The organism is Pseudomonas sp. HD57-3, from assembly GCF_056113135.1.
In genome coordinates, this window is sequence record NZ_CM148568.1 from 1,464,183 (window position 1) to 1,476,410 (window position 12,228).

The window sequence follows — 12,228 nt, forward strand, 5'->3', positions numbered from 1 at the left end:
TGAACCCTCTTCTTTAAATTATGGTCGGGGCAGTTGTGAACGCGGTGAAGCATGCCGTGGTCGGCTTGTTATTAGCGTAGTCAGAGATGCTGGCCGTGGCGGGCCATGATGTGCCGCACCACGCTGTAGTCCTGTAGCGAATCGCTGGATAAGTCTTTGCCGTAGCCGGAGCGTTTCAGCCCGCCGTGGGGCATTTCGCTGACCAGCATGAAATGGCTGTTGATCCAGGTGCAGCCGTATTGCAGGCGTGCGGCGACCTGCATCGCCTTGTCCAGGTTCTGGGTCCAGACCGACGAGGCGAGGCCGTATTCCGAGTCGTTGGCCCAGTCCACCGCTTGTGCCAGTTCGTCGAAGCGGGTCACGGTCACCACCGGGCCGAACACTTCGCGCTGGACGATTTCATCACTCTGTTTGCAACCGGCCAGCAACGTTGGCTGATAGAAGAACCCGGCGCCGGAATGCACCGCCGCGCCGGTCACCCGCTCGATATGCGGCTGGCCGAGGGCGCGCTCGACGAAGCTGGCCACGCGGTCGCGCTGACGGGTGCTGATCAGCGGGCCGATTTCGTTGTCGGCATCGCGTTTGCCAGCGAAGCGCAAACTGCTGACCGCTGCGCCGAGTTCAGCCACCAATTTGTCGTGAATCCCGGCCTGGGCGTAAATCCGGCAAGCCGCCGTGCAATCCTGCCCGGCGTTGTAATAGCCATAAGTGCGAACGCCCTCGACCACGGCTTTAATGTCGGCGTCGTTGCACACGATCACCGGGGCCTTGCCGCCGAGTTCGAGGTGGGTGCGCTTGAGGGTTTTGGCGGCGGCCTGGAGGATTTTCTGGCCGGTGACGATATCGCCGGTCAGCGACACCATGCGCACTTTCGGATGGCCAACCAGGTGACTGCCGACGCCTTCGCCGCCACCGCAGACAATGTTGATCACCCCGCGCGGCAAGATTTCGGCCAGCGCTGGCGCCAACGCCAGAATCGACAGCGGCGTGTGCTCGGACGGCTTGAACACCAGCGTATTGCCGGCGGCGAGGGCCGGAGCGATCTTCCACGCGGCCATCATGATCGGGTAGTTCCACGGTGCAATCGAGGCGACAACGCCAATCGGATCACGGCGCACCATGCTGGTGTAGCCCGGCACGTATTCGCCGCTGAGCTGGCCGGTCTGGCAGCGCACGGCGCCGGCGAAGAAGCGAAACACATCGACGGTCGCGGTCAAGTCGTCCTGCCGCGCCAGATGCAGCGGCTTGCCGCAGTTCAGGGCTTCGAGGCGGGCGAGGTGATCGGCGTGTTTTTCGACAGCGTTGGCGATTTCTAACAGCAGGTTCGAGCGTTGTTGCGGGGTGGTGCGCGACCACTCGGCAAAGGCGCGGTGGGCGGCGAGGATGGCGGCTTCGACTTGCTCGGTGCTGGCTTCGGCGATCTGGGTCAGGACTTCGCCGGTGGCCGGGTTGAGGATCGGTTCGACAAAACCCTGGCCGGCGACCAGTTCGCCGTCGATCAGCAACGCGGTGTGCATGTGGGTCTGCGCGCCAGCCATTTTCCGTGATCTCTTTTCTTGTATGGCCATGTTGCTCCCTGTTCCGGGAGCCGACCGTCCTATAGATGCAGCAAGACTAGTGCGCGGCTCCGGGGTCGACAAATTCTAAATACTGAAGGTGGCATTCGATTAAATAGATGGCTTGCGTCCGCCGTGAGGCTGCTCGCGGGCCACGGTCAGGAAGGGATCGACTAGTGCAGGGCGGGCGGTGCCGCGACGCCAGGCCAGACCGACGTCGAGGGTCTGGTTGAGGTCGGCAATTGGCCGCGCCTCGATGATGTCGCCTTCCAGCGACCACGGGCGGTAGGTCATGTCCGGCTGGATCGAAACGCCCAATCCCGCAGCCACCAGACTTCGCACGGCTTCGGTGGACGCAGTTCTGAGGGTGATCTTCGGTTGCAGTCCGGCGCCGCGCCATAGACGTTGGGCGTTGCGATCCATCTCGTCGACGTTCAGTTGAATCAGCGGCTCACGGGCGACATCGGCGAGGTTGATGCTGTCGTGTTCCAGCAGCGGATGCTGGGCCGGCAGCCACAAACGGTGCGGCGAGTGGGTCAGCACTTCGGTCTGCAGGGCGTGGCGGTCTTCGAGGTTGGAGAGGATCAGCACCCCGACATCGATCTCGCCACTGACCAGCAAATGCTCGATGTACGGCCTCTCGTCCTCCATCACCCGGATCTCGACATTGGGATACGCGCGCTGAAAACGGGTGAGCAAATCCGCCAGGTAATAACCGGCCACCAGACTGGTCACGCCGACGATCAATTGCCCGGCGACCTGATCGGTGCTTTGTTGGAGGCTGCGTTTGGCGTTGTCCACGGTGGCCAGAATCAGGTGCGCCTGGCGCAGGAACTGGTGGCCCTGATGAGTGAGCGTCATGCCCTTGGCGTGGCGATTGAACAGGCTGACGCCGATCTCTTCCTCCAGTTGCTGGATGGCCAGGGTCAGGGTCGATTGAGAAATGAACGCGGTTTGCGCGGCGGCGGAGATCGAGCCGGTCTCGGCCACGGCGATGAAATGGCGGATCTGACGCAAGGTCATCATGGAAGGATTACCCGGTGGGCGGTTTTTATAGATTGCCTCGAGTGTATATCTATTTTCGCGAAGGGCTGCGGTGGGCCAGGCAACATCTGGAAGCACACTCGCACCCAAGTGACGGGCACTTTCGAACTAGGCTGAGGGCCTTATTGATCCGGATAACCCCAGTTTGGAGACGGAACATGAACACCCGTGGATTGCTCGATCAACTCCTCAAGTCCGGCCAGGATCTGCTGCAGAACAAGGCGGGCGGAGCGCAGAACAAACCGGCCGCCGGTGGTTTGGGCGGCTTGCTGGGCGGATCTTCCAGTAATGGCGCACTCGGCGGTTTGCTGTCAGGCGCAGGCGGCGGTGCTCTGGCGGCCGGCGCCATGGGCCTGCTGCTGGGCAGTAAAAAGGCCCGCAAGGTCGGCGGTAAAGTCGCCCTCTACGGCGGCCTCGCCGCCCTCGGCGTGATCGCCTACAAAGCCTACGGCAACTGGAACGCCCAAAAAGGCACCGCCCCGCAAAGCGAACCGCAAACCCTCGATCGCCTGCCACCGGCGCAAGTCGAACAACACAGCCAGGCCATCCTCAAAGCCCTGGTCGCCGCCGCCAAAGCCGACGGCCACATCGACGACCGCGAACGCCAACTGATCGAAGGCGAATTCACCAAACTCGACAACGATCAGGAACTCAAACACTGGCTCCACGCCGAACTCAACAAACCCCTCGACCCCACCGACGTCGCCCGCGTGGCGAGCACGCCGGAGATGGCGGCCGAGATGTACGTGGCGAGCGTGATGATGGTGGATGAGGAGAACTTCATGGAGAAGAGCTATCTGGATGAACTGGCGCGGCAGTTGAAGCTGGAGCCTGGGTTGAAGGTGGAGCTGGAGAAGCAGGTCCGTGTAGCTACCCAGTGAAGCCGCTGTCAGCGATATCAGAACCCGCGATCCCGCACAGGATGGCGGGTTCTTTCGTTGCGGCAGCTGAAATGGCCAATCCATCGCCCCTTTTTGCCATTGCGTCACTGGTACGCCGACCGCTGATTGCCGGAAAGTCCCAGTCCAGAGCCCGTCGTGTTTTATGACCGGAAGGCCAGAGCGCGGCAAACCGTCTTATAAATGAAACACCGCCCTCAGCTATACTCCCCCGCATTTCGACCCGCCCCGAGGACTGACTGTGAAGAACTGGACGTTGCGCCAACGCATTTTGGCGAGCTTTGCGGTGATTATCGCCATCATGCTGCTGATGGTGGTCGTCTCGTATTCGCGGCTGCTGAAGATCGAAGCCAGTGAAAACAGCGTCCGTGACGACGCGATTCCCGGCGTCTATTACAGCTCGATGATTCGTGGCGCGTGGGTCGACAGTTATCTGCAGACCCAGGAGTTGCTCGGCCTCAAGCAGGGCGAGGGCATCAGCACTGAAGATGCGGCGGACTACAAGGCGTTCGAAACCCGCTTGCAGGAGCAGATGGCCAACTACCGCAGCACTATGGCGACGGATGAAGACCGTAACGAATTCGCTGCTTTCGAGAAGTATCACGACGCTTACATGCAGATCCAGAACTCGGTTCTGGACTTGCACAAACGCAATCTGGAAGCCGATGCGGTCAAGCTGTTCAATGAGAAACTGACGCCGACCTGGTACAGCGGCCGGATGAAACTCAACGACATCATTGGCGAGAACAAGAAAGTCGCCGATCAGGCCATGGCCAACATTGACGAAGCGGTATCGGCGGCCAAGGTCAGCATGTTCATCTCGTTGCTGATCGCCGTGCTGGCGGCCGGCCTCTGCGGTCTGCTGCTGATGCGCGCGATCATGGCGCCGATGAACCGCATCGTGCAGATCCTCGAAATCATGCGCACCGGCGACCTCAGCAGCCGCTTGAACCTCGACCGCAAGGACGAGTTCGGCGCCGTGGAAACCGGCTTCAACGACATGATGACCGAGCTCACTTCGCTGGTGTCCCAGGCCCAGCGCTCGTCGGTGCAGGTCACCACGTCGGTGACCGAGATCGCCGCTACGTCCAAGCAACAACAGGCGACCGCCACCGAAACCGCCGCCACCACGACTGAAATCGGCGCGACGTCCCGCGAGATCGCGGCGACCTCCCGTGATCTGGTGCGCACCATGACCGAAGTCTCCACCGCCGCCGATCAGGCCTCGGTGCTGGCCGGTTCCGGGCAGCAAGGCCTGGCGCGCATGGAAGACACCATGCACTCGGTGATGGGCGCGGCGGATCTGGTAAACGCCAAACTGGCGATCCTCAACGAGAAGGCCGGCAACATCAATCAGGTGGTCGTGACCATCGTCAAGGTCGCCGACCAGACCAACCTGCTGTCCCTGAACGCCGCGATCGAAGCGGAGAAGGCCGGCGAATACGGTCGCGGTTTCGCCGTGGTCGCCACCGAAGTGCGGCGTCTGGCGGATCAGACCGCTGTCGCGACTTACGACATCGAACAGATGGTCCGCGAGATCCAGTCGGCGGTGTCCGCCGGGGTGATGGGCATGGACAAGTTCTCCGAGGAAGTGCGTCGCGGCATGGCCGAAGTGCAGCAGGTCGGCGAGCAGCTGTCGCAGATCATCCATCAAGTGCAGGCGCTGGCGCCGCGGGTGTTGATGGTCAACGAGGGCATGCAGGCCCAGGCCACCGGTGCCGAGCAGATCAACCACGCGCTGGTGCAGCTGGGTGATGCCAGCAGCCAGACGGTCGAGTCGTTGCGTCAGGCCAGTTTCGCCATCGACGAACTGAGCCAGGTGGCCGTGGGCCTGCGCAGCGGCGTTTCGCGATTCAAAGTCTGATGAGCGAAATCACCGCCAAACGCAGCGCTGCACCGGTGGCGAAGCAGGCGTTGTTCCTGCTGTTTCGCATCGGCAGCGAACGCTACGCCTTGCGCGCCACGGAAGTGGCCGAAGTGCTGCCGCGCCTGCCGTTGAAGCCGATTGCCCGGGCGCCGCACTGGGTGGCGGGGGTGTTTGCCTATCGCGGCACGGTGGTGCCGGTGATCGACCTCAGTGCCCTGACCTTCGGCCATCCTGCCGAAGCGCGCACCAGCACGCGACTGGTACTGGTGCATTACCACGCAGATGACTCGCAACCCTCGCAATGGCTGGGCCTGATCCTTGAACAGGCCACCGACACCCTGCGCTGCAACCCGGAGGATTTCCGGCCGTACGGCCTCGACAATCGTCAGGCGCCGTACCTCGGCCCGGTGCGTGAAGACGCCCAAGGGCTGGTGCAGTGGGTGCGGGTCAACGACTTGCTGGACGAGTCGGTGCGTACGCTGCTGTTCCCGTCGCCACCGCTGGACCCGGCGCGGCTTGAGGAGCAGCCATGAGCAGCGACCAGCGCTTCTTCGATTTCCTCAAGGAACGCATCGGCCTCGACGTCGCTTCGGTCGGCCCGGCGATCATCGAACGGGCCGTGCGCCAGCGCATCACCCTGTCGCAAACCGTGAATGCCGATGAGTACTGGCAGACGCTGCAAGGCTCGCGGGATGAACAGCAGGCGCTGATCGAAGCGGTGATCGTCCCCGAGACCTGGTTTTTCCGTTACCCGGAATCCTTCGCCACCCTCGGCAAACTGGCGCGCAAACGTCTGGGCGAACTGAACAACATGCGTGCGCTGCGCATCCTCAGCCTGCCGTGTTCCACCGGGGAAGAACCCTATTCGATTGCCATGGCCTTGCTCGATGCGGGCCTCAAGCCCCATCAATTCAAAGTCGATGGCATGGACGTCAGCCCCTTGTCAGTGGACAAGGCGCGGCGCGCGCTATACGGCAAGAACTCATTTCGCGGCCAGGAACTGGACTTTCGTGAGCGGCATTTTTTCGCCGAGAACGAAGGCTATCGGGTGAATGAAATTGTCCGCGAGCAGGTGCGCCTGCATGTCGGCAACGTGCTTGATCCTTCATTGCTGGTCAACGAGCCGCCGTTCGATTTCGTGTTCTGCCGCAACCTGCTGATCTATTTCGATCAGCCAACCCAACAGCAGGTGTTCGCAGTGCTGAAGCGCCTGACCCATGTCGATGGCGTGCTGTTTATCGGCCCGGCCGAGGGCAGCCTGCTCGGGCGGTTGGGCATGCGTTCGATCGGGATTCCGCAGTCATTCGCCTTCAGTCGTCATAGCGAGCCGCAGCTCGAACCGTTGCCGATGCCGACCGCGATTCCGGTGCCGTTGCCTGTGCGCCAACCGGTGCGCAGCACGCCACCGCCGCCGGTGCGCAATCGTCCGTTTGCTGGCGTGACGCCGATGCCGGCGACAGCTAAAAGCACTAATCCCGACGCCGCGACGTTGCTGGCCAACATCGCCGCCCTGGCCAACGAAGGCAAAAGTGCCGAGGCCCGGGCCGCGTGCGAACAGTATTTGCGCAGTCATGAGCCGGTGGCCCAGGTGTTTTACTGGCTCGGCCTGCTGAGCGATGTCGCCGGCAGCGCCCTCGAAGCCCAGGGCTTTTACCGCAAGGCGCTGTACCTCGAACCGCAACACCCCGAAGCCTTGATGCACCTGGCTGCATTGCTGCAGGCCCAGGGCGACACGGCCGGCGCCAGACGATTGCAGGAGCGCGCCGCCCGCAGCGACCGCACCGCCGACAGTGAGCGTAAACGATGATCCCGTCCGACACCTTGAACGTCACCCACGAAGACGCCCGGGCCATCGACGATTGCTGGAATCGCATCGGCATCCACGGCGACAAGTCCTGTCCGCTGCTGGGCGAGCACATCCATTGCCGCAATTGCTCGGTGTATTCCGCCGCGGCCACGCGTTTGCTCGACCGCTATGCGTTGCAGCAGGATGAGCGTGATCCGGTGGCGACCCAGGTCGAAGCCGAGCTGAAGACCCGTTCGCTATTGATGTTCCGCCTCGGCGAAGAATGGCTCGGCCTGGCCACCCGCAGTCTGGTGGAGGTTGCGCCGTTGCAGGCGATTCACTCGCTGCCGCACCAGCGCTCCCGAGCCTTGCTCGGCGTGGCGAACGTGCGCGGTGCGCTGGTGGCGTGTCTGTCGCTGGTCGAACTGCTCGACCTCGACAGCAACGTAGCCCCGGCGACCGGCGCGCGAATCATGCCGCGCATGCTGATCATCTCGGCCCAGGGCGGGCCGGTGGTGGTGCCGGTGGACGAAGTCGACGGGATTCACGCCATCGACGAGCGAATCCTCGATGCCGCGTCACGTTCCGGCGCACAGGCCAGCGCCAAATACACCCGAGGCGTGCTGCCTTTCAAAGGTCGCAGCCTGCGTTGGCTGGATGAAGAACAGCTGTTGTCCGCCGTGTCCCGGAGCCTCACATGACCCCCGAGCAAATGCGCGACGCCTCCTTGCTCGAGCTGTTCAGCCTCGAAGCCGAAGCCCAGACCCAGGTGCTCAGCGCCGGGCTGCTGGCGCTGGAGCGCAACCCGACCCAGGCCGATCAGCTCGAGTCGTGCATGCGTGCGGCGCACTCGCTGAAAGGCGCGGCGCGGATCGTCGGCATCGACAGCGGCGTCAGCGTCGCCCACGTGATGGAAGATTGTCTGGTCAGCGCTCAGGAAGGGCGGTTGTTCCTGCGCCCGGAACATATAGACGCGTTGTTGCAGGGCACCGATTTGCTGATGCGCATCGCCACCCCGGCCAATGGCCCGCAGCCGGCGGACATCGAGGCTTACGTGGCGTTGATGGGCGGTTTGCTCGATCCGACGGCACCGGCCGTGGTGCCCGCCGCTCCGAGTGCTCCAGTGATGGCGGAGTTGCAGCTTCAGCCACCGCCGGTGGTTGAGCCCGCACCGGTTGAAATTCCTGTCGAGGTTGCCGAGCCGGAACCCGCACCGCGCAAGAGCAAGCGCACCACCGAAGGTGGCGAGCGGGTGCTTCGGGTCACGGCAGAACGCCTGAACAGCCTGCTCGATCTGTCGAGCAAATCCCTGGTGGAAACCCAGCGCCTCAAACCGCACCTGGCCACCATGCAGCGCCTCAAGCGCATGCAGAACAACGGCCTGCGGGCGCTGGAAAGTCTTAACGTTCATCTCAAGGAACACGCCCTGAGCCTTGAGGCTCAAGAGGCGCTGGAAGACGCGCGCCGTTTGCTCGCCGAATCCCAGCAGTTGCTGGCAGAGAAAAACGCCGAACTGGACGAGTTCGCCTGGCAAGCGAGTCAGCGCGCGCAAGTGCTCTACGACACCGCGCTGGCCTGCCGCATGCGGCCGTTCGCCGATGTGCTGTCCGGGCAGGTGCGGATGGTGCGCGACCTCGGTCGCAGCCTCGGCAAACAGGTGCGGTTGGAAATCGAGGGCGAGAAGACTCAGGTCGACCGCGATGTACTGGAAAAACTCGAAGCACCGCTGACGCACCTGCTGCGCAACGCGGTCGATCACGGCATCGAAACCCCGGAAGAACGCCGGCTCAAAGGCAAGTCCGAAGAAGGCCTGATCCGTCTGCGTGCCTCGCATCAGGCCGGTCTGCTGGTGCTGGAGTTGAGCGACAACGGCAATGGCGTGGATCTGGAAAAGGTCCGCCGCAGCATCGTTGAACGCCAGTTGTCGCCGGCCGAAACCGCCGCCCAGTTGAGCGAAGAAGAACTGCTGACCTTCCTGTTCCTGCCGGGCTTCAGCCTGCGCGACAAGGTCACCGAAGTGTCCGGCCGTGGCGTCGGCCTCGACGCCGTTCAGCACATGGTCCGCCAGTTGCGCGGTGCGGTGGTGCTGGAGCAGACGGCGGGCGAGGGCAGTCGTTTCCATCTGGAAGTGCCGCTGACGCTTTCCGTTGTACGCAGCCTGGTGGTGGAAGTCGGCGACGAGGCCTACGCCTTCCCGCTGGCGCACATCGAGCGCATGTGCGACCTGGCGCCGGAGGACATTGTGCAGGTCGAAGGGCGCCAGCATTTCTGGCACGAAGGCCGGCACGTCGGGCTGGTTGCGGCCAGTCAGTTGTTGCAGCGTCCGGCCAGTCAGAACAGCGGCGATACCCTGAAAGTCGTGGTGATCCGCGAGCGCGATGCAATCTACGGCGTGGCGGTCGAGCGCTTCATCGGCGAGCGCACGCTGGTGGTGCTGCCGCTGGACGAACGGCTGGGCAAGGTGCAGGACATTTCCGCCGGTGCCTTGCTCGACGATGGCTCGGTGGTGCTGATCGTCGACGTCGAAGACATGCTGCGTTCGGTGGACAAACTGCTCAACACCGGGCGTCTGGAGCGCATCGCGCGTCACGGCCATCAGGCCGCAGAAGCGGCACGCAAGCGGATTCTGGTGGTCGACGATTCGCTGACCGTGCGCGAACTGCAACGCAAGCTGCTGCTCAATCGCGGCTACGACGTGGCCGTCGCGGTGGACGGCATGGACGGCTGGAACGCCCTGCGCTCAGAGGACTTCGATCTGCTGATCACCGACATCGACATGCCGCGCATGGACGGCATCGAACTGGTCTCGCTGCTGCGCCGCGACAACCGTCTGCAATCGCTGCCGGTGATGGTGGTGTCCTACAAGGATCGCGAGGAAGACCGCCGCCGTGGACTGGACGCCGGCGCCGACTATTATCTAGCCAAGGCCAGTTTTCATGACGACGCCCTGCTCGACGCGGTGGTTGAGCTCATCGGAGGAGCGCGGGCATGAAGATCGCAATCGTCAACGACATGCCTCTGGCGGTGGAGGCCCTGCGCCGTGCGCTGGCCTTCGAGCCGGCGCATCAGGTGGTGTGGGTCGCCAGCAACGGCGCCGAAGCGGTGCGCCTGTGCGCGGAAAACACTCCGGACCTGATCCTGATGGACCTGATCATGCCGGTGATGGACGGCGTCGAGGCCACCCGCCGGATCATGGCTGAAAGCCCGTGCGCGATCGTCATCGTCACCGTGGACCGCCAGCAGAACGTGCACCGGGTGTTCGAAGCCATGGGCCACGGCGCGCTGGATGTGGTCGACACCCCGGCCATCGGCGGTGGCAATCCTCAGGAAGCGGCGGCGCCGCTGCTGCGCAAGATCCTCAATATCGGCTGGCTGATCGGCGAGAAAACCGCCCGCTCACGTCCCGCACCTGCGACACCACGCAGTACCGCCTCGCGCCAGCGGCTGGTGGCGATCGGCTCTTCGGCCGGTGGCCCGGCGGCGCTGGAGGTCTTGCTCAAAGGCCTGCCACGCCACTTTTCGGCGGCCATCGTGCTGGTGCAGCATGTCGACCAGGTGTTTGCCGCCGGCATGGCTGAATGGCTGGCCAGCGCCAGCGGCCTGGACGTGCGTCTGGCCCGCGAAGGCGAACCGCCGCAGGCCGGCGCGGTGCTGCTGGCCGGCACCAACCACCATATTCGTTTGCTCAAGAACGGCACGCTGGCCTACACCGCCGAGCCGGTCAACGAGATCTACCGCCCCTCGATCGACGTGTTTTTCGAAAGCGTCGCCAATTACTGGAACGGTGACGCAGTAGGGGTTTTATTGACAGGGATGGGACGCGACGGGGCTCAAGGGCTTAAGCTCATGCGCCAACAGGGTTACCTGACCATCGCGCAGGATCAGCAAAGCAGTGCGGTGTACGGCATGCCCAAGGCTGCCGCAGCCATCGACGCGGCCGTAGAAATCCGTCCACTGGAAAAGATAGCGCCACGATTGCTGGAGATTTTCCCCAAATGAACACATCCATCCGCAATCCTGGCCCCCGCAGCACTCAGGTGACCGCCCATGAATGACTTACAGATCGATGACATCAAAACCGACGAGAACGCCGCCATGGTGTTGTTGGTGGACGATCAGGCGATGATCGGCGAAGCCGTACGCCGTGGGCTGTCGAATGAAGAGAACATCGACTTCCACTTCTGCTCCGACCCGCATCTTGCCGTGGCCCACGCGGTGCGGATCAAGCCGACCGTGATCCTGCAGGATCTGGTGATGCCCGGCCTCGACGGCCTGAGCCTGGTGCGCGAATACCGCAATCACCCGGCGACCAAGGACATTCCGATCATCGTTCTGTCGACCAAGGAAGACCCGCTGATCAAGAGCGCGGCGTTCTCGGCCGGGGCCAACGATTATCTGGTGAAGCTGCCGGACAACATCGAGCTGGTGGCGCGCATCCGTTATCACTCGCGCTCCTACATGACGTTGCTGCAACGGGACGCGGCGTACCGCGCGTTGCGGGTCAGCCAGCAGCAATTGCTTGATACCAACCTCGTCCTGCAACGGCTGATGAACTCCGACGGCCTGACCGGGCTGTCCAACCGCCGGCATTTCGATGAATACCTGGAGCTGGAATGGCGCCGTTCGTTGCGCGACCAGAGCCAGTTGTCGCTGCTGATGATCGACGTCGATTACTTCAAGTCCTACAACGACACCTTCGGCCACGTTGAAGGCGACGAAGCGTTGCGCAAGGTCGCCACGGCGATCCGCGAGGCCAGTGCCCGGCCGTCCGATCTGCCGGCGCGTTATGGCGGCGAAGAATTTGCGCTGGTGTTGCCCAACACCTCGCCGGGCGGGGCCCGACTGGTGGCGGAAAAGCTGCGCCAGACGGTCGCGGCGCTGAAGATTCCGCACAATGCCCCCGCTGAAGGCTCGAGCCTGACCATCAGCATCGGCCTGGCAACCATGGTGCCGGAGTCGGGCAGCGACTGCCGGCTGCTGATCTCGGCGGCGGACCGCGGCCTGTACCTGGCCAAGAACAACGGGCGCAATCAGGTGGGGATCGAATGAACCATTGGGTTCATTCGCCTCAAGAGC

10 protein-coding genes are annotated in these 12,228 nt (G+C 63.3%); 8 read left to right on the forward strand and 2 right to left on the reverse strand.

All coding sequences use genetic code 11. The features are described from left to right. Positions 1–80: 80 nt before the first annotated feature. On the reverse strand, positions 81–1,568 hold the full coding sequence (locus tag AC0R79_RS06495) for a gamma-aminobutyraldehyde dehydrogenase (RefSeq protein ID WP_085609163.1): 1,488 nt from the start codon (positions 1,566–1,568) through the stop codon (positions 81–83). A 99-nt stretch (positions 1,569–1,667) separates the two neighbouring features. Then, on the reverse strand, positions 1,668–2,582 hold the full coding sequence (locus tag AC0R79_RS06500; protein ID WP_007954670.1) for a LysR family transcriptional regulator: 915 nt from the start codon (positions 2,580–2,582) through the stop codon (positions 1,668–1,670). Between the two features lie 176 nt (positions 2,583–2,758). Here AC0R79_RS06500 and AC0R79_RS06505 point away from each other — a divergent pair, with 176 nt between their 5' ends. From AC0R79_RS06505 to AC0R79_RS06540, 8 genes are all read left to right on the forward strand, one after another. Then, entirely contained in the window at positions 2,759–3,481 is a 723-nt protein-coding gene (locus AC0R79_RS06505) for a tellurite resistance TerB family protein (protein WP_127797033.1), read from the forward strand. 259 nt (positions 3,482–3,740) lie between these two features. Then, positions 3,741–5,363 (forward strand): methyl-accepting chemotaxis protein, encoded by a 1,623-nt coding sequence (locus tag AC0R79_RS06510; protein WP_127797034.1) that lies wholly within the window; start codon positions 3,741–3,743, stop codon positions 5,361–5,363. Continuing rightward, entirely contained in the window at positions 5,363–5,899 is a 537-nt protein-coding gene (locus AC0R79_RS06515; RefSeq protein WP_474733757.1) for a chemotaxis protein CheW, read from the forward strand. The genes AC0R79_RS06510 and AC0R79_RS06515 overlap by 1 nt, the downstream gene beginning before the upstream one ends. Beyond that, positions 5,896–7,173, forward strand: a complete 1,278-nt coding sequence (locus tag AC0R79_RS06520; protein ID WP_221532933.1) for a CheR family methyltransferase — start codon at positions 5,896–5,898, stop codon at positions 7,171–7,173. The genes AC0R79_RS06515 and AC0R79_RS06520 overlap by 4 nt, the downstream gene beginning before the upstream one ends. Then, positions 7,170–7,853, forward strand: a complete 684-nt coding sequence (locus AC0R79_RS06525) for a chemotaxis protein CheW (RefSeq protein ID WP_127797036.1) — start codon at positions 7,170–7,172, stop codon at positions 7,851–7,853. The genes AC0R79_RS06520 and AC0R79_RS06525 overlap by 4 nt, the downstream gene beginning before the upstream one ends. Continuing rightward, positions 7,850–10,144, forward strand: a complete 2,295-nt coding sequence (locus AC0R79_RS06530; protein ID WP_474733759.1) for a response regulator — start codon at positions 7,850–7,852, stop codon at positions 10,142–10,144. Before AC0R79_RS06525 ends, AC0R79_RS06530 begins: the two co-directional genes overlap by 4 nt. Beyond that, on the forward strand, positions 10,141–11,151 hold the full coding sequence (gene cheB / locus AC0R79_RS06535) for a chemotaxis response regulator protein-glutamate methylesterase (protein WP_007954689.1): 1,011 nt from the start codon (positions 10,141–10,143) through the stop codon (positions 11,149–11,151). The genes AC0R79_RS06530 and cheB overlap by 4 nt, the downstream gene beginning before the upstream one ends. 48 nt (positions 11,152–11,199) lie before the next feature. Further along, the gene (locus AC0R79_RS06540) at positions 11,200–12,201 is read left to right on the forward strand and encodes a response regulator (protein WP_011332645.1); all 1,002 of its coding nucleotides are present in this window, start codon (positions 11,200–11,202) and stop codon (positions 12,199–12,201) included. Positions 12,202–12,228 lie beyond the last annotated feature (27 nt).